Source organism: Adhaeribacter swui, assembly GCF_014217805.1.
GTDB lineage: Bacteria > Bacteroidota > Bacteroidia > Cytophagales > Hymenobacteraceae > Adhaeribacter > Adhaeribacter swui.
The window spans coordinates 1,039,511-1,058,499 of the sequence record NZ_CP055156.1; the positions used below are offsets into that span (position 1 = coordinate 1,039,511).

An 18,989-nucleotide genomic window follows, 5' to 3' on the forward strand; every position below is an offset into this window, starting at 1 on the left:
ATTTTAATTTTTCACAAGTCGCTCTACTAATTTCAACTGATCGCCTAGAATGGAAACTACATAAATCCCATTGGGGGCTTGCGTTAAATCCAACGGAATATTATTGCGGCCCGGCAGCGCGGCAAAGGTTTGCGTGCGAATGATTTGGCCGGTTACCTCCCGAACCACCAGGGTCAGTTCTTTAGCTACAGGTAAGGTTACCTCCAGGTTAAAATTACCGGAGCTTGGATTAGGATACGCCCGACTCGTAACCTGACTGATAACGGGGCTTTCTACTGAAACAATTTTACTGGTGGTAATTTGTTTACTTAAACTTACTTGCTTTAAGCGGTAATAATTTACGCCGCCCACCAGGTGCTCGTCCAGGAAAGAATAACTTAAAAGTTGGTTGCTGTTACCGGCACCCGCCACTTTCCCGATTGTCTCGAAGGTAGTGCCATTCGTGCTCCGCTCCACTAAAAAGTAATCGTTTTGGTGTTCGGCGGCTGTTTGCCAAGTTACCAGTGTGCCGTTTTTAGTGAGTTGCGCTTTAAAATTAATCAACTCTACAGGTAAAACCACAATGGTAATGTTCTGTCGAAAAGCCGGGTTAGGATTTAATTCATTCGCGTAAGAAGCTACCTCAAACAAATCAATCCAACCATTATTATTTGAATCGTGGTAGTGAATATTACCAGAATCCAGGTAATTAGGTAGGCCGTCCTGATCATCGTCCTGCAGCCAAGCCGGAATATGATTCGGGTCCAGATTTAAGATTTCGTAATACTTGCCGGCAGCCGAATTAGTAGCTTGATTTCCGGCAAAGTTTGCAGCTAAAGCTTTTAAATCATCCAGCGACCGGGTATTGTAATTTAAATCGTAAGCTTCCACAAAGTCCGGTGCCTGGTCACTATCGCTGTCCAGGTTTAGGTAATCTGGTATTCCGTTCAGGGTATTGGTTATTACGGGCGTAATTGGCTGTCCATTTTCACTGCAGCCGCACGTGCCATCATATTGGTCGTCGATGCCGTCTTTATCGCCATCCGTGCCTTTCGGTAATTTCCGGGCCAAGCCGTTTGGCTGACTTTCTGGCTGACTTTCCAGGTTATCGCTTAGTCCATCATTATCGGAATCCAGGTCCAGAAAATCAGGCAATCCGTCTTTATCGGTATCGGGCAAGTCTACTCGGGGTATACCACTGTCGAAATCAGTTTCCCAGCTATCTGTCAAGCCGTTATTGCCAACCGAGCCCGTAGTAAACCTTCCTGCAGCCTCGTTGTAATCATAAAAAGGTTTCCGACCGTTATTTGCCTCAATGGCATCCGGGATACCATCGCCATCTGAGTCCAGATCCAAGGAGTTGATGATGCCATCCCGATCCTGGTCGAAGAAGTCGTTTACGCCGGTTATACTGTTGTACGTGGCCGGTTTGTAACTCGGGTCGCGGTAATCCGGAATACCGTTGCCGTTATCATCGCCCATGGCATTTATATTATGGGTTTCTACTAAATCCGGAATACCATCATTATCATCGTCCCAATCATAGGAATCTACGATGCCATCAAGGTCATTATCGCCATCGATATTGGCGGTGGTGGTGGCGGTAGTTTTAGATAAGGTATAATTAGCGGCTGCATTACCGCCAATGGTAATTCCGCTTACAGTAATATTTTTGTTGATGCCCGGGTTTTTATCGTCGTATACAGATGAATTATAGTATAATAATAATACATCGCCGTAAATTGTATTGGCTGTTAACACCACAAAAGCCTCCGCAGTACCATCGTACACCTTGGGTAGCCCGATAGCTGTAATGGTTAACGGTCTTTTGTTAATGGTTAAAGTTACTGGAGTACGAACAGCACTGGCGCAACCCGAGCTATTACGCGCCTCGGCATAATACGTGTAAGTCCCGGCTGTTATCGCCGGGGAGGTAAAGGTGGTTCCGGTGGCAATCGGTTCACCACCCGTAGGCACATCATACCAAGCCAAGGTTTGATCACTTCCTGCACTGGCCGAAAGAGTGGGATTGGCAGACCCGTAAGTGGTAGATTGATCGCCGCCACTGGTTGGGGCACCCGGAAGCGCATTAACAGTAAACGAATTTGAAGAAAATGCAGTTGCCCCACTACCATTGGTTAATTTTACGCCTATATACCTTCCACTGCCTGCAGAAGCACTTGGTAAAAAGAAACTGCCCGAGCCCGCATGGGTTGAATTGGACGTGCCTATAGTTCCTAAATCTTCTAATACGGTGGCGTTTGCTGATTTTCCATTATAAACACTAACGGTGTAAGTTTTATTGCCATTTGCAGCAGAGGCAATGTTTACGGTTACCTTACCGCCAACGCAAAATGGTCCTCCAGGAGTAAACGTAACTGTTTGCGCTTTTGCAAACGAAGTAATTAATATGAAAATACTTACGATTGAAAAGCTTTTATAAGAGCCCCAAAAATGTAGCAACAATTGACAATAAGCAGTAAAAGTAGTTCTCATAGAGAAGCATTAGGTAATATATATGGGCCGCCCCAGTAACACCAACTACAGGCGGGGCAGCGCCCTAAAATTATTTTAGCTTTGAGAATACCATTGGATTATTGAATTAAAGGTTAGCAGCAAAACCACGCCGAAAAGTTGTAAGGCACAATCTAAATTTTAGCTGTTCGCGGTGTAGTTTCGGACGTGTACGCGCACAATTTAAAATTTTGGGTAATACTGCTAATCAATAAGTTATACGGTGGTAGATCGCAAAGCCTTCAAATATATATAAACATTAATATATAAAAATGTACATTTCGCCGAACAGCTATTTTAACCCGCCAGACTAGACCAAATACCAGACGAAAAATTTAGATAAATATTAACTTGCTAATAAAAAATGTAACTCAAAGGAGCTAATTCCTTAGAAAAGCAGGCGCTACAGATAGCTTGTATAAGCCAGATTAATTGGCAAACTTTTGCAGGAACTCAAACTGGTATACCCTATCAGCCAAAACAAGCCTACGGCAATTAAAAAATTTAAACAGGCCATGCATCAATCGCGGAAGCAACTTCAAAATAGTTAAAATTTAAAAATTAGGAGAAACCCAGCAGAAGAGATAGAATCTAATAGCTGTCTATTTTTAAAATTTTATTAACCGAGCAATTTGGCTTTCAACGCATTAATTAAAAATCCTAACATCAAATATCTAATATCTAGTGTCTAGTATCTAACCCCTTAAATCTACTTTAATGAAGTAGAAATGGGCTTTTACTTTTATCATGGGCTTGATTTCTACCGGCCTGGTTTCTTTCGCTATTATTGCTATTAATAAAGGGTTTACCTTAAATTTTCAATAGGTCTGGTTTAAATCCTGGTTAATGGGTTACTTTGTAATTATTCCGGCAATATTAAAAATTGGCCCGCGGGTACAATGGCTGGTAAACAAAACAGTTTAAGCAGTGTTCTTGGGGGTACCAAGCAAATTATATGAAAAGAGTAGTAATAACAGGTATGGGCGCCATAACGCCTTTAGGTAATACGGTAACCGAATTTTGGCAAAATATAGCAGCCGGTAAAAGTGGCGCCGGTCCCATTACTAAATTTGATGCCAGCAAGTTTAAAACGCAGTTTGGCTGCGAAGTAAAAAACTTCCATCCGGAAGAATTTCTGGATAAAAAAGAAATCCGGAAGTACGATTTGTTTACCCAATATGCCATTGCCGCCAGCGACCAGGCCATTCAGGATGCCGGCCTGGATTTTTTAAAAATTCCGGAAGCCGAACGGTTTGAAGTAGGCGTAATCTGGGGTACCGGGAACGGAGGCATTGGCACTTTCGAAGAACAACTACGGGAGTTTCATAGCGGCGATGGTACCCCGCGGTTTAACCCGTTCTTCATCCCCAAAATGATTGTGGACATCGCGGCCGGGGTTATTTCTATCCGGCACAAATTGTATGGCCCTAATTATTGTACGGTTTCGGCCTGTGCTTCGTCTAATACAGCCATTATCAGTGCTTTTGATACTATCCGGATGGGCAAGGCCCGCATTATGGTAGCCGGTGGCTCCGAGGCGGCCATTACCGAGTCGTCGGTAGGTGGTTTTAGTGCGGCGCAAGCTTTATCGAAACGCAACGATCAGCCCGACACTGCTTCCCGGCCTTTTGATCAGTCGCGTGACGGTTTTGTGATGGGCGAAGGTGCGGGCGCTTTAATTTTAGAAGAATTAGAACACGCCCAAAACAGAGGCGCCCGCATTTACGCCGAAATGGTAGGAGGTGGCATGGCTGGCGATGCTTACCATTTAACCGGTACTTCATCAAATGGATTAGGAGCAGCTTTGGGCATGGAAAAAGCGTTAAAGGACGCGCAAATAGTGCCCGACCAAATAGATTACATAAACGCGCATGCTACCTCTACCGGTATCGGCGACTTAAGCGAACTAAACGGGATTAAAAAAGTTTTTGGTACCAAACCCGTAACCCTTAGCGCTACCAAATCCATGACGGGGCACTTGCTGGGAGCCGCCGGGGCCATCGAAAGCATTATCAGCATTATGGCGGTAAAGGAAGATCTGATCCCCCCTACCATTAACACCGAAAACCTGGATCCGGAAATTCCGGAAGGCCTGGAAATTGTTCTGGGTAAAGCTATTACTAAACCACTAAATTATGTTTTAAATAATACGTTTGGTTTTGGCGGCCATACGGCCAGTTCTATTTTTAAAAAATATACCAATTAGTTTTATTGACACTAAGGCAAATTTGGATTTGGGAGATGGTAGTACCATCTCCCATTCTTTTACTAAGTTGAATTAGCCAATACAAATTAAGTTTCCTTTGGAGCCTTGATAAGCTCTTCAGAATTACCTTTTATCCAAATCAATACAACATTAGAGGCATACGCTTTCATATCCATCAAGTGCCTACAGATACACGCCTGTTTATTTTATCTAGCGAAAATAAACAATAGCGAAAACAGCAATCTAATCATTCTCAATTTGTTGACGCAACTTTTCTTCTTCCAGGTCTAGTAAAGCTAAATGCTTGCGTACTACTACTTCGTCTACTTCGGCTTTTCGGTTAATTTGGTGCAGTAACTGGCGCTCATGCGTTAGCAAACTGGTCATTACTTTGCGGTAAGTTTCTACGTTATCATCAGCCCATTTTTCGCCGGTTTCCGGCTTATTAAAATGGTCCAGAAAAGTAAGGTCACTTTGTAAACGCAGCTTCAGGCTTTTAATTAATTCGTTGGTATTTACCTCGGTGGCGTATTTCTCCTGGATTAAAGATAAAGCCGCATCTTTTAATTTTTTACGCACTCTTAAATCTTGTTCGGGCAAAGATAAAGGGTAATCCATTTCCTGCGGATGTAGCCAGCGAATGACAAGGGGTAAGGTTAAACCTTGAAATACCAGCGTAACCAGAATTACCGTAAAAGTGATAAACAAAATAAGGTTACGTTGCGGAAAAGCCTGGCCGTTACTTAATAGCAGCGGAATAGAAAGGGCCGAAGCCAGTGAAACCACCCCCCGCATACCCGCCCAGCCCACAATAAAAGGTTGCCGCCAACCGGGCTTACTATCGGCAGTGGTAATAAAGCGGCTGATAAATACCGTAAAAAGCGAAGCACCTAAAACGCACAAAAGCCGGGTAATAATAACTACCAGCGAAATAAGTAAACCGTAGGTAATGGCATTGCTTAAGGTAATGTGGTCGCCGAGCTGTTGTACAATTAAAGGCAATTCCAGGCCAATAAGCATAAACACAAAGCCATTCAGGGCAAAACCTACCGTGGCCCACACATTGGCGCCTCTAATCCGGCTCAAGTGGCTCAGCAGCCGGTGACTGTGGTTCGACAAAAATAAACCGCCGCTTACTACCGCTAGTACTCCCGAAAAATGAAACCTTTCAGCGGTGATGTACATGAAATAAGGAGCGATAAAAGTAAGCACGGTATCCATGCTGGGCGTAGTGGGCAACCACCTATGAATGGCATAAAATACCAAAGCCACGCCCAAACCCGTAAGCGTGCCCATAATAATTACCACAAAAAAACTGGTAACAGCTTCGTGCAAAACAAAACTACCCGAAACTACTGCGGTTAAAGCAAACCGGAAAATAATTAAGCTCGACGCATCATTGAGCAAACTTTCGCCTTCCAAGATGGAAACAACGCGCTTTGGCACCTCCACATCTTTTAAAACCGAGGTAGCCGAAACCGCATCGGGTGGCGAAATTATGGCTCCCAGCAAGAAACCTAAAGCCAAAGTAAAACCCGGAATAAGTGCCTGCGAAATAAAAGCAATAACGGTAGCAGTGAGAATTACCACCAAAAAAGCAAAGGAACCAATTACCCGGCGCCATTTCCAGAATTCCTTCCATGACGTGTTCCAGGCGGCTTCGTATAGGAGGGGTGGTAAGAATATCAGGAATATCAGCTCCGGATTAATTTCAATACCCGGTAGCCCCGGAATAAAGCTTAGCAGTAATCCGCCCAAAACCAAAATAATCGGGTACGACACTTTTAACCGCCGGGCCAGCATTACCAAAAATAAAATAACCAGCAACAGCGCGAGGTAAAAGAACAGGGTATTTTGCATAAACGCGATAAGTGGATACCTGCCTTAATGTTATTTAAAAATTTAAATATTATAATCATAGTCCGGATAATTTTTGGATAGCAAAATAAGGCTCGTAAATAGTTTTAGGATAAGTATTAATTAGAAAAAAGAATTTGCTTCGAATAAGTAGAATAAGCCACGCCTGAAATAAATTTTATTTAATGAGCTAAGTAATAAAAACATTCGTGCAAGGATAATAGCAAAAACAGAAGAATAATTTGGAAGTTAAAGGAATGTTTATTTTGTTTGTCTATAAAATCTATAGATTATATATTATAAAGTAGAAGCAAATACCTAAAGTGGCTCTGGTCAGATTTTTAGCAAGATCTAAGGATAATGAAAGGTTTAACTTTCGCAAGACTCTAAACTGTAGGTTGCGATCGTTCGGGTTTAAAGCAAAGTGCGAGGTTCCTGATTTTAAATTCTATTGGTTTTTCAGGACAGGCTAAAGGAAAAAAACAGTTATAAGCTTTAAAGTCACCTTGGGTAATTCAGGAAATGGAGTGAGAGCATTCATCAGCTTATAGCATTTAGGAGACGCTGAAGTGATATACCGAAACGATGGTTTCTAGGATTGCTCCTAATAGCAGACGCTCTTATCTTAAATAATAAGCAACAAAAACAAAACCGGCACTCTGGCAGGTAGCCGGCCTATAAACTCAAACTTTAATCTAAATAAATGATGAAAAAACTACTACAAAAAAGTAGTAAGTGGTTCGTATTGCTTTTACTCTACCACCTACCTTTCCTAAAAAGTAGCGCTAATCCAGCTCTGGCCATTACGGATAAGTTCAGCATTACTGTAAATTTTGCCGACAAACCTGTTTCGGGAAAAGTAATTTCGGGTACGGGAGAGCCTTTACCGGGCGTAACGGTACTTTTAAAAGGCACTACTATCGGTACTACTACCAACTCCGAAGGTGGATTTGAGTTAACCGTTCCGGATAACGGGGGCATTTTGGTGGTGTCGTTTATTGGCTATTTAACCAAAGAAGTAGCCTTTACTGGCAATGAACTCCTCCAAATTAGCTTAACGGAAGATACCAAAGCTCTGGACGAAGTAGTGGTAGTAGGGTATGGCACCCAGCGGTCGCAGGATGTAACCGGCTCTGTTGCAACCGTAGACCAAAAAAATATTAAAAGTTTACCGGTTTCTACTATCGATCAAAAACTTACCGGGCAAGTAGCCGGGGTGCAAATTCAGCAGGTTTCGGGTGCGCCAGGAGCAGGAACGTCCATTAAAATCCGGGGAAATGGTTCTTTAGGGGCCGGCAACGAACCTTTGTACGTAGTAGATGGCTTGCCGTACTCGGCCGGAATGAACCAAACTACCAATCCTTTATTATTCATTAACCCGAACGATATTGAGTCGGTAACTATTTTAAAAGATGCTTCTTCCACGGCTATTTACGGGTCGCGTGGGGCCAACGGCGTTATTTTAATTACCACCAAAAAAGGCGCCAACGACCGAACCGAAGTGAATGTTTCATCGATGCGGGGGGTGCAGCAGGTACCCCAAAAAGGCCGGCCGGAAATGCTAAATTTGCGGGAATTTGCCGAATTGCAGCGCGATAAAATAAACGTAACCGTGCGTCGGCTCGAAAATCGGGAAGCTATCCTCAACGATTACCCCGTAGAATACCAGAACCTGGATAATATTACCGGTAACGGCACCGATTGGTACGATTTACTTTTACAAACCGCCGCTATTCAAGACCATAATGTGAGCCTTTACAAAGGGACCAAAGACTCCCGCTTAAACTTTAGTTTGGGCTATTTTAAACAGGAAGGTACCGTGCGCTATACCGGGGTGGAACGCTACAGCAGCAAACTGGGTATGGAATCGAATATTGGCAAATACTTGTTAGTAGGCGCTTCGCTGCAGCCCAGTTACATTAAGCAAAACCGCACCAATACCAACGCCAACCGCGAAGATGTTCTGGGTACGGCCATTTGGGCGAACCCGTTTATGTCGCCCTACGATGCCAGTGGAAATTTAATTCCCTACATTGTTTCGCCGCAAAGTAAGTATCATTCGGCCTGGAGTTTTGCTAACCCTTTGTTTGTTTTAAAAGAAACAGTTCAGAACCAGAATATTTTTCAGAACCTGGGTTCGGCGTTTGTGCAGTTAACCTTGTTTAAAGACTTAAAAGCCAAAACGTCGTTATTCACCAATTGGTCTACTTCTAATTATTTTCAATTTATCCCGAGCACGGTAGGTGCTGCCAATAAACCACCGGTAGCTGGTACGGGCCGTTCCACTACCATCCGCGACCAGAGTTTTGATTGGCTGATTGAAAATACCTTGAACTACGATAAAACTTTTGGCAGCCACCAGGTAAGTGCAGTAGTAGGGTATACCACTCAAAAAAACTCCGCCAAAACCATTAACCTTAACGCCGATCCATACGCCAACGATTTACTCGAAACCATTAATGCGGCGCAAACCATTAAAGGCTGGGGCCAGGGCTCTAACGAGTGGAGCATGATTTCTTATCTGGGCCGCGTGAACTACGGCTTTAAAGACCGGTATTTACTAACCGCTACGTTCCGTTCCGATGGTTCTTCCCGGTTCGGTAGCAATAATCGGTATGCCTTTTTCCCTTCCATGGCGGCAGCCTGGCGGCTTTCCGAAGAAAATTTTTTGAAAAACAACTCTATTATCTATAACCTGAAGTTACGGGCGAGCTACGGAAAAAGTGGTAATAACAATATTGGTAATTACGCGCATTTGGCTTCTATTAGCCCGGGGGCTTATGTCTTTGGCAACACGCAGGTAACAGCGGTCAGCGTGGGGTTACCTAATCCTAATTTAACCTGGGAAGAATCGGACCAGTTTGATGCCGGCCTGGACTTAGATTTATTCGAGAACCGTTTAAACCTGGTGGTAGATTTTTATAACCGGAAAAGCAATAACATGCTGCTCGACAACATTATTCCGGCCATTACCGGTTTTAATACCCAAACCATAAACAAAGGAAACGTTCGGAACCGGGGAATAGAAATAGCCTTGGGCGGAACACCTGTAGCCGGCACGGTACAATGGAATACCAATTTTAACATTGCTTTTAACCGGAACAAAGTTTTATCCCTGAACAGTAACAACGACCGCATTTTAGCCGGAAATAACGATAACAACCCTACTCACATTTCAGTGGTGGGAAAACCCATCGGCCAATTCTTCGGGTACATTTACGAAGGCTTGTATACCGCCGAAGATATGGCTAACCCTAATATAATTAAAACGGCCCAGGTATACGAAGGTAACGTAAAATACCGCGATGTAAACGGCGACGGCATTATTACAGACTTGCTCGATTACACCATTATTGGCAATCCGCACCCTGATTTTACGTACGGCTTCACCAACAATTTTTCTTACAAAGGCCTGAGCCTGGGCGTAATTGTAAACGGGCAATACGGCGGACAGGTAATGAATGGGTTGCGGCAAACCGTAGATAACCTGCAAGGCTTTTTTAACGTGAGCAAAGAATGGGTAAACCGCTGGCGGAGCGCCGATCAACCCGGCGATGGCATGCATTACGGGGTTCCCAAACTAACTCCCAGCTTAGGTCACCGGGTTTCTAACTTATGGGTAGAAGACGCCACATACTTACGCATTGCCAACGTAACGCTGGGTTACAACTTACCCCAAAAATGGGTGCAATATACCGGCGCTATTAAAAATTGCCGGCTGTACTTTACCGTGCAAAATCTGGCTACTTTCACAAAGTATGGCGGCGCTAACCCCGAAGGGCAATCGGTGAACATCAACAACACTCTGGCACCCGGCTTTGACATGACTTCTTATCCTTTAGCCCGAACTACTTCTTTAGGTATTAATCTTACTTTTTAAGTGGGCGCTTGGATTTAGAGAATCAGGTTCCTTTTTATCTAGAATCACCTTATTTAAATTGAAATAATTACCGTGAAAAAATATTTAGTTTATATACTCTTATTAGGCCTGCTGCCCGCTTGCTCCGATGATTTTCTGGAAATTTATCCCGAATCGAGTTTGAACGAGGGCACTTTTTATAAATCGGAAAAAGAAATTATTCTGCTGGCCAACGGCTGCTACGTGCCTATGCGCAACTACGAAAAAGTAGAACATTGGGTAATGGCCGAGCTTCCTTCCGACAATGCCAGTTTCCAGTACAATACTGCCACTGGCGAGGCCTCTAAAGGCGTAATTGATCAGTTTATCTTGGCTTCTAACAACGTAGCTTACGCCAATTTCTGGAATGCTTCTTACAACGGAATTACCCGTTGCAATAAATTATTGTTTGAAATAGATCGTCCGGAAATTACCTGGTCCAAACCCGCTTATAAAGACCGGAGCGCCGGCGAAGCTTTATTTTTGCGTGCCTTGTATTATTTTAATCTGGTGCGGCAGTTTGGGGGAGTACCGATAGTAACCGAACCGATCAGCTCCGAAGAAGCGGTAAAAATTAAGAGAGCCACGGAAGCTCAGGTGTACGAAAGAATTATAACCGATTTAAAAGATGCCGCTACCCGGTTTAGCCAGGCCAAAGAAGTAGAAGAAGTGGGTCGGGCCAACGAAGGGGCAGCGCTGGCTTTACTAGGCAAAGTGTACGTTACCCTGCATCAATACGCCGAAGCCGAAGCGCCGCTAAAAGCCGTTATAAATTCCGGCAAATACATTTTACAACCTAACTACGCCGATGTTTTTAACCCCACCAACAAAGATTTTAAAGAAACCATTTTTGCTATTCAGTTTTCCGAAAACAGCGTAGAACTGGCGAACCGCTTTATTTTCTGGTTTGCCCCCTGGACTTCCGGCGGAGCCATCACCAATCGCCCGGCCATTAGTTTGGTGGGGGGTGGGTGGAATCAGCCCACCGAAGATTTAATTAATGCTTTTGAACCCGGCGATTTACGGAAAGATGTATCTATAAAATACTGGAACGGAAAAGACTGGGATGGCCAGGTGCGGGATATTCCGTATTGCGGCAAATACAAACCCCCAGTAACCGCCGCCGATGACCGCACTGGCGATAATCTGCCTATTCTGCGTTATTCCGATGTATTACTCTTATACGCCGAAGCATTAAACGAACTTGGCCGGACTGGCGAAGCTATTTCGTATGTGCAACAAGTGCGCGCCCGGGCCGGATTAACGAACGATTTAACCAGTTTAGATAAAGTTTCTTTAGAAAATTTAATTGACAAGGAACGTCAGGTAGAGTTTTGTTTCGAAAACCAGCGCTGGTACGACCTCAAACGCACCGGCAAAGCTTTGGCCGTTCTTACGGCTCACGGTTTACGCGAAAAAGCCAAAAAATCTTTCCTGTACGCATCGGCTTACGAAATGACACCCAATAAATTGCTGGCTCCAATACCGGAAGAACAAATATTGGTGAATCAATTAGAACAAAACCCAGGATATTAAGCTGGTATTTACTATTTTAAAATTAGCACCATGAAACAGTTTCTGATTTTATTGATAATAGCGGGACTTTTTGGTTTTACCCTAACTTCTTTAAACTCCGGTACACCGCAGCCTGCCCGCAAACCCAATATTGTTTTTATTGTGGTAGATCAATGGCGGGCGCAGGCTACGGGCTACGCGGGCGATAAAAATGTACAAACGCCTAATTTGAATAAACTAGCCAGCCAAAGTTTAAATCTTAAAAATGCCGTGTCGGGAATGCCGGTTTGTACGCCTTACCGGGCTTCGTTATTAACGGGGCAGTATCCTTTAACTACCGGCGTTTTTATGAACGATGTAATGCTGGATACGACCAAAACCACTTTGGCCAAAGTTTATAAAAAAGAAGGCTATCAAACAGGTTTTATTGGTAAATGGCACATCGATGGTCACGGCCGCACCAGTTATATTCCGGAAAACCGTCGCCAGGGTTTCGATTACTGGAAAGCGCTGGAGTGTACGCATAATTACAACCAATCGCCTTATTACGCCGGTAATTCAGATAAGAAGCTGTTCTGGGAAGGCTACGATGCCATTGCCCAAACCACCGATGCTATACGGTTTATTAACGAGCAAGCCAAAAAGCCAGATCCGTTTATGTTGTTTCTTTCAATAGGTCCCCCGCACGATCCTTACCAGACTGCCCCGGAAAACTACAAAAAGCTGTACGCCGATAAAGAAATTAAAATTAACCCGAATGTGCCGCAGGAGTTCCGCGAGAAAGCTACCAAAGACTTGAAAGGGTATTATGCCCACGTTACCGCCATTGATGATTGCGTTGGCAAAGTATGGGAAACCTTAAAGCAAGCCGGCATTGAAAACAATACTATTTTTATTTTTACCGCCGATCATGGCGATTTGCTGGGCGCCCATGGTTCCTGGAATAAGCAACAACCCTACGAAGAAAGCATTCGGGTGCCTTTCCTGATTCATTATCCGGCCACTTTCGGCAATACCGGAAAAACATCTCCCATCCTGATCAACTCGCCCGATATTATGCCTACCTTACTAGGCCTGACGCAAACCAAAATTCCGACTTCGGTAGAAGGAGTAGATTTTTCCGGTGTTTTAAAGGGTACCAACCCCAATAAAGTAACACATACGTTAATTTCGTGCGTGCAGCCCTTTGGGCAATGGAATCGTTCAAAAGGCGGGCGCGAGTACCGGGGTGTAGTTACTACCCAATATACCTACACACGTGATTTAAAAGGTCCTTGGTTGTTATTTGATAATACCAAAGATCCGTTTCAACAAAACAACCTAATAGGCCAGCCAGCGTTTGCGGCTACCCAGCAAAAACTGAATAACTTACTTTCCGCTACTTTAAAACAGCGGAAAGATGAATTTAAGCCCGGCATGGAGTACGTAAAACAATGGAATTACGTGGTAGACGAAACCGAAACTGTTCCTTATAAAAATATAAACTTCGAAGGTAAACCGATTCTTGAATAATTATTGGATTGATGAAAAATTTTAAAAATGTGGCAGCCTTGGGCTTTCTTTATTTGTTGTTCGCGAGTGTTTTTTTCTCCTTTCGGCAAAAAGAATCTAAAAAGCCCAATGTTATTGTGGTGGTAACCGATGATCACCGCTGGGATGCCTTGGGGGTGATGGGCAATAAAATTATTCAAACGCCTAACCTGGATAACCTGGCCCGTAAAGGTTTATTATTTAAAAATGCCTACGTTACTACGGCCATTTGCATGGTGAGCCGGGCGAGTATTCTCAGCGGGCAGTATTTATCCCGGCATAAGATCAACGAATTTACTACCGATTTTAGTAAAGAAGCCGTGGAACAAACTTATCCTTTGTTGCTAAAAAAGGCAGGCTATAAAATTGGTTTTATTAATAAATACGGCGTTGGTCAGAAAAATCAACCTAAAGAGTACTTTGATTACTGGACCTGCACTCCCAAACTGCAACCCGATTACGAAATGCAGGATGAAGCGGGTAACTTTATTCATAACACCGACCAAACAGATCGCGACATTCAAGATTTTTTAAATAAGTTTGGCCAAAAAGGTCCATTTTGCTTATCCGTAGGTTTTAAAGCGCCGCACGAGCAAGACGGTGATCCGCCTCGGTTTATTGTGCAGGAAAAATTTAAAAATTTATACCAAAACGTAACTATCCCTACGCCTGAAACCGCCGACCCGAAATATTGGAATAGCTTTCCAGAATTTTTTAAGAATGATAAAAACATTGCCCGTGTACGCTGGAAGCCTTTATTTTCTACTCCGGAATTAGCCCAGGAAACCACCAAAAATTACTACCGCTTAATTACCGGGGTAGACGAAGTAATCGGGAACATGGTGGCGAAACTGGAAAAATTGGGCATTGCTGATAATACCGTCATTATTTTTATTGGCGACAACGGCTTTTATTTAGGAGAACACGGCATGGAAGGCAAATGGTTTGGCCACGAAGAATCTATCCGGGTTCCTTTAATTGTTTACGATCCCCGCCAGGTCAACCACTTAAAAGGCCAAACCATAAGCGATATAGCCTTAAATATTGACATTGCCCCCACTATTCTGAAGTTAGCCAACCAACCAGTGCCCGCGAGAATGCAAGGTCTGGATTTAATGGCCGTAGCCGCGCATAAACCCGGAACATCCCGGCAAGATTTCTTTTACGAGCATACCTTTGCAGGAAGCCCGCGTTTGCCGAAGGTAGAAGGGGTGGTGAGCCGCGAAATAAAATACATGAATTTTATTGAATACGGTTACGAAGAATTGTACGACTTACTAAAGGATCCTTTAGAAAAGCAAAACCTGGCAACTAACGCGGCTTATCAAAACCAGCTCCAAAAAATTCGTTTACAGTACCAAAAGTTAAAGCGGAAAGTTCAATAATATTCTCCGGATAAGTCTTGTTAAGCAGATTTAACAAGACTTATCCGGTTTTAAATTTAAAGTGCCATCATTGTTACAAAATACCTCAAAAGCTTACTTGTCTTCTTAAAGAATAATCTAATTTAAAGCCCTTCTTAAAAAAATCAACCTTTCAATCAGTTCTGAATATAAATTTAAACAACTCTGTTGTAAGAGTTTAATTAGTGGTTAAACCATTCAAAAATTAAATTTTAGTTTTTTTTCACCCCAAATGAATAAAGGCGGGTCTCTATAAGCAGAAAGACTTAAAGTCTACCCAGATTTAGCGCTAATCTTTAAACATCCATACTGAAGTCGGTTTGTACTAAAGAAGGGGAAGTAGGGTAAAGCACATTACTTTTGCTGGAAGAAAACAGTTCGTCTTTTCAAATTTCTTCCTTTAAAAGTAAAAAGGTGTAGCCTGATGAATGGTGAATGGTTGGCTACACCCTTTACTAAACAAAGTATCGGGTTTAAATAAAAACCGCTACTTACTTCTCTGGCTAATTGGAAGTGGTGCTCCGGTTAACCTGGTACAAATCGACCTTCTTTTATTTTTTGTGGCTTTGGCGTTATTTAACGCCCGGCATGGTTGTAAACGTAATTTTTTAAATTTTTAAAATTCCAGCTTCCACGCTTTTTCTTTCAATACTTTTTCTAAAGTAAACTTAAACCGTAACTACCAGTTTGCCTTTGGTTTTGCCAGTTTCTATTTGGGCGCTGGCTTTAGGTAAATCGCTGAACGGGAAAGTAAGCGATACGTGGGCTTTTAAAATGCCTTGCTTCAGTAAAGCCGCCAGTTGCTGCATATCGTCGCCGCTGGATTGTACTAAAAAGAAAAACCCGTTTACATTTTTGGCTTGGGCTTGTTCCGTAACCGTATCGGCCATACCGCTGGGAATGGTAATGAGCGTACCACCGGATTTTATTACTTGCAAGGAGCGGGCAATGTTATCGCCGCCTAAGGTGTCCAGCACCAGGTCTACCTCCTGCACTTCGTCTTCAAAACGCTGGGTTTGGTAATCAATGTGCTCGTCAGCACCCAGGCTCAACACAAAATCCCGGTTAGCCGCCGAAGAAGTGCCGATGACGTACGCGCCCAAATGTTTGGCCAATTGCACGGCAAAATGCCCTACTCCACCAGCCGCCGCATGAATTAAAACTTTTTGCCCCGGCGATACGGTAGCTTTATGCACAAAGGCCTGGTAAGCAGTTAAGGCCGCCAGGGTAGCGGCGGCAGCTTCTTCGTAAGTGATATTAGCGGGTTTTAAGGCCAGGTGCGCGGCCGGAGCCGCTACGTATTCGGCGTAGGCCTGGCCGTGGCCCGGAAAGTTAACCATGCCAAATACTTCGTCGCCTTTTTTAAAATTTGTTACGTTTTCGCCTACTTCGGTTACTACGCCTGCTATATCCCAGCCCAGAATTATGGTGGGCAATTCTTTTAAACGGCCAGCCATGCCTTTGCCCGAACGGCTTTTGGCATCTACGGGGTTTAAACTAATGGCTTTTACCTGCACTAATACTTCGTCGGGTTTTATAACCGGGGTTTCTATGGTCGCGGGCACCAGTTGGTCAGGGCCGCCAAAACCGTTTAATACAAATGCTTTCATTACTTTTTACTTTTAATCTTGGAACACTACAAAGTTGTACCAAAAAACCTAACTAACACTGGTATACTTTTTCGTTAATTTGGTATAATTGCACCATGAAGAAAGAAAGCCTGCACGAACCGTTTTCCATTGTTTTTGAAACTTTAGACAAAGATTCGCAACGGGAACACCAGCATCATTTCTTCGAGCTGATATTTATTTTAGCGGGTACTGGCTACCAGTGTATCAACCAGCATCAATTTGCTTACCGGGCGGGGCACCTATTTTTGATTACGCCCGAAGATTGCCATTCTTTTGATATTCATACTACTACTGAGTTTTTCTTTTTGCGGTTTAATAATATTTACCTGAAGCAAAGCGGCTTGCATACCGATAACATTCCGCGGTTGGAGTTTATTCTGCAAAATGCCAGTCACCAGCCAGGCTGTATTTTAAAAAACCAGGTAGATAAAACCTTGGTGCGCCCCATGGTAGAAGCTATTATCCGGGAACACGTGAACCGCGACTTGTACAACCAGGAACTGATTCAACAGTTGGTAAATACCTTAATTGTGGTGGTGGCGCGCAACATTGCCAAATACCTGCCCGAGCAAGTACACACCGGTACCGACGACAAAGCGTTAACGATTATTAACTACATCCAGGATAATATTTACGCGCCGGAAAAAACGCGCGCCGAGGTTATTAGTCAGCATTTAGGTATTTCAGAAACGTATTTGGGCCGATTTTTTAAAAAACACACCGGCGAAACCTTGCAAAAGTATTTGATAAACTACCGGCTAAAATTAATTGAAGCGCGTTTGCAGCACAGCGATAAACGCATGCACGAAATTGCCGACGAGCTGGGCTTTACCGACGAAAGCCATTTAAACAAATTCTTCCGGAAGAACCGCGGCGTCAGCCCTTCGGAATTTCGCAAAGCTTTAACCAAACCGGTGTTGGTAAGTGCCGCCGTAATGGCAGAGTAAATAGCGGCGGCATTTTAAAATTTAAAAAAGCGGGGTATTGAATCCTGATTTCTACCGCAGCAATGCCCCAATGACTCCCGATAATACCGCCTGGCCAGCCAGGTAATACCAATAGCCATTTTTATAAGGTGGCACTTCCACGATTTTTGTTACTTCTTTCCCAGCTTCCATTTGTACGGGCAACTGTACGTCTAATTTATTCTTGTACCACTTCGTGCCCGAAACATAATGAAAGGTATAATTACCAGTTGGTACATGATGAATAGTTAAGGATTTGACGTTCTTGTTATTTACGATTACCTGATTGTTTAAAGTAACCATAGTTTTCTCGGTTGGCCGGCCTGGTTTTAAAATAATGCTGCCGGTATTTGCCGCTTCTAACTGATAATTCAGGTGCAGGTTCCGGGAACAAGAACTGGTAGTAATTACGGCCGCGACAAAAATTAAAAATTTAAATTTTTTCATTTTATTTGATTTATAGTGGTTGTTTATTCCTTTCTGAATCTGGTATTTCTGGTTGGGTGCACATCTGCTTAGCTAAATCTCTTGCTAAAAATTACCGGCATTGGGTAAAGGCTGATGCTTTAAACGGGAGAGAATAACCCGGCCAAAGGCTATTGCAGGCAGAATAGTTTTTGATTTTTGTATTTAAAAAAGGTGGGTATTCTTATTTTATTCCTGACTTTCGCCTTAAATCCACACTTTAGCCTGTAAGGATCGGGCAGACAAAACTTCCTGGTTGAAGCCTTTCGTGATTAGCCAAACAGCTAAAATTATTTCGTAAGCAAATACCGGCAGCGCCAACAATACGCCCTCTACCGATACCTGGCGGATAAGGCCAAACAGTTCCAGAAGTGAAGCCAGAAATATTAGCAGAGCACCAATTAACCCCATCAACGCCAGTTTTTTAGGGATAAGCCGGGAGCTGTAAAAAACAAGGCTATACAGAAAAGTATTAATGCCCAGCATAAAATTAGGCCCCAGCATAAAAGTATAATCGTGAACTGCTTTTAAGATAATGCCGGTTATTTGGTAATTAACCACATCCGGGGCAACGGCCTTGGTAAAGGTTTGGCTAAGAGTAAGCAGCGATAAAACACTAACTATACCAACAAGAATAAGAATAGCTTCCAGCACCCGGAAACACAAATAGGCCAGTCCCATGCTTTCGTTGAACTTTCGTAAATAAGGAAACAGCATAATGGCTGTTCCGGCTACGGTGGCTACGGTAAGTAATTCCAGGAAAGCTCCTAATACTATGAGATACGTGTTTTTAGCGCCTTGTACCAGGTAATCCGGGTGGTACAGGATAGGTTCGTATAACTTTAAGGCAACTATAGCGGTTAGAGCCGCCGCTAAGTAAAACACCCCGGTAATTAATGCGGCTGTTTTATCTTTTTGTTTGCCAGTTTTAATTGTTTCCATGTTGCTCCGGTATTAAATCAGAAGCAAAACTAGCGGTAAACAAACCGGCAAAAATTATCTTAAGATAATTAATACTTGTATAAA

At 43.3% G+C, this 18,989-nt stretch carries 11 protein-coding genes and 1 pseudogene; 7 read left to right on the forward strand and 5 right to left on the reverse strand.

The window, feature by feature from the left end; all coding sequences use genetic code 11:
* Positions 1-3 precede the first annotated feature (3 nt).
* Positions 4-2,475, reverse strand: a complete 2,472-nt coding sequence (locus HUW51_RS05365; protein WP_185272963.1) for an Ig-like domain-containing protein — start codon at positions 2,473-2,475, stop codon at positions 4-6.
* An 858-nt stretch (positions 2,476-3,333) separates the two neighbouring features.
* On the opposite strand from HUW51_RS05365, the pseudogene HUW51_RS24515 reads away from it, so the two are divergent.
* Positions 3,334-3,417, forward strand: a pseudogene (locus HUW51_RS24515) (DUF2798 domain-containing protein); the annotation flags it as partial.
* A 31-nt stretch (positions 3,418-3,448) separates the two neighbouring features.
* Positions 3,449-4,699, forward strand: coding sequence for a beta-ketoacyl-ACP synthase II (gene fabF / locus HUW51_RS05375; RefSeq protein ID WP_185272964.1), 1,251 nt, complete (start codon positions 3,449-3,451; stop codon positions 4,697-4,699).
* Positions 4,700-4,942: 243 nt separating this feature from the next.
* Here the strand turns inward: fabF and HUW51_RS05380 are convergent, their stop codons facing one another.
* Positions 4,943-6,559 (reverse strand): Na+/H+ antiporter, encoded by a 1,617-nt coding sequence (locus HUW51_RS05380; protein WP_185272965.1) that lies wholly within the window; start codon positions 6,557-6,559, stop codon positions 4,943-4,945.
* Positions 6,560-7,259: 700 nt separating this feature from the next.
* On the opposite strand from HUW51_RS05380, the gene HUW51_RS05385 reads away from it, so the two are divergent.
* The 4 genes from HUW51_RS05385 (at position 7,260) to HUW51_RS05400 (ending at position 14,884) form a co-directional block, all read left to right on the forward strand.
* Positions 7,260-10,436, forward strand: a complete 3,177-nt coding sequence (locus HUW51_RS05385) for a SusC/RagA family TonB-linked outer membrane protein (RefSeq protein ID WP_185272966.1) — start codon at positions 7,260-7,262, stop codon at positions 10,434-10,436.
* 72 nt (positions 10,437-10,508) lie between these two features.
* Entirely contained in the window at positions 10,509-11,990 is a 1,482-nt protein-coding gene (locus HUW51_RS05390; protein ID WP_185272967.1) for a RagB/SusD family nutrient uptake outer membrane protein, read from the forward strand.
* Positions 11,991-12,020: 30 nt separating this feature from the next.
* Positions 12,021-13,481 carry a sulfatase family protein gene (locus HUW51_RS05395; protein ID WP_185272968.1) on the forward strand — a complete coding sequence of 487 codons (1,461 nt, stop codon included), beginning with the start codon at positions 12,021-12,023 and terminating at the stop codon, positions 13,479-13,481.
* Positions 13,482-13,492: 11 nt separating this feature from the next.
* On the forward strand, positions 13,493-14,884 hold the full coding sequence (locus HUW51_RS05400) for a sulfatase family protein (protein ID WP_185272969.1): 1,392 nt from the start codon (positions 13,493-13,495) through the stop codon (positions 14,882-14,884).
* Positions 14,885-15,570: 686 nt separating this feature from the next.
* Here the strand turns inward: HUW51_RS05400 and HUW51_RS05405 are convergent.
* Positions 15,571-16,512, reverse strand: coding sequence for an NADP-dependent oxidoreductase (locus HUW51_RS05405; RefSeq protein WP_185272970.1), 942 nt, complete (start codon positions 16,510-16,512; stop codon positions 15,571-15,573).
* Positions 16,513-16,607: 95 nt separating this feature from the next.
* Here HUW51_RS05405 and HUW51_RS05410 point away from each other — a divergent pair, with 95 nt between their 5' ends.
* Positions 16,608-17,480 (forward strand): helix-turn-helix transcriptional regulator, encoded by an 873-nt coding sequence (locus tag HUW51_RS05410; protein WP_185272971.1) that lies wholly within the window; start codon positions 16,608-16,610, stop codon positions 17,478-17,480.
* 51 nt (positions 17,481-17,531) lie between these two features.
* Here the strand turns inward: HUW51_RS05410 and HUW51_RS05415 are convergent, their stop codons facing one another.
* Positions 17,532-17,945, reverse strand: a complete 414-nt coding sequence (locus HUW51_RS05415) for a hypothetical protein (RefSeq protein WP_185272972.1) — start codon at positions 17,943-17,945, stop codon at positions 17,532-17,534.
* A gap of 225 nt (positions 17,946-18,170) precedes the next feature.
* The gene (locus HUW51_RS05420) at positions 18,171-18,905 is read right to left on the reverse strand and encodes a DUF4386 domain-containing protein (RefSeq protein ID WP_185272973.1); all 735 of its coding nucleotides are present in this window, start codon (positions 18,903-18,905) and stop codon (positions 18,171-18,173) included.
* Between the last annotated feature and the right edge of the window lie 84 nt (positions 18,906-18,989).

Excerpts from the sequence above, each read along its gene's own strand:
- HUW51_RS05365 (WP_185272963.1), bottom strand. The coding sequence starts at position 2,475 with ATGAGAACTACTTTTACTGCTTATTGTCAATTGTTGCTACATTTTTGG.
- fabF (WP_185272964.1), top strand. The coding sequence starts at position 3,449 with ATGAAAAGAGTAGTAATAACAGGTATGGGCGCCATAACGCCTTTAGGT.
- HUW51_RS05380 (WP_185272965.1), bottom strand. The coding sequence starts at position 6,559 with ATGCAAAATACCCTGTTCTTTTACCTCGCGCTGTTGCTGGTTATTTTA.
- HUW51_RS05385 (WP_185272966.1), top strand. The coding sequence starts at position 7,260 with ATGATGAAAAAACTACTACAAAAAAGTAGTAAGTGGTTCGTATTGCTT.
- HUW51_RS05395 (WP_185272968.1), top strand. The coding sequence starts at position 12,021 with ATGAAACAGTTTCTGATTTTATTGATAATAGCGGGACTTTTTGGTTTT.
- HUW51_RS05400 (WP_185272969.1), top strand. The coding sequence starts at position 13,493 with ATGAAAAATTTTAAAAATGTGGCAGCCTTGGGCTTTCTTTATTTGTTG.
- HUW51_RS05405 (WP_185272970.1), bottom strand. The coding sequence starts at position 16,512 with ATGAAAGCATTTGTATTAAACGGTTTTGGCGGCCCTGACCAACTGGTG.
- HUW51_RS05410 (WP_185272971.1), top strand. The coding sequence starts at position 16,608 with ATGAAGAAAGAAAGCCTGCACGAACCGTTTTCCATTGTTTTTGAAACT.
- HUW51_RS05415 (WP_185272972.1), bottom strand. The coding sequence starts at position 17,945 with ATGAAAAAATTTAAATTTTTAATTTTTGTCGCGGCCGTAATTACTACC.
- HUW51_RS05420 (WP_185272973.1), bottom strand. The coding sequence starts at position 18,905 with ATGGAAACAATTAAAACTGGCAAACAAAAAGATAAAACAGCCGCATTA.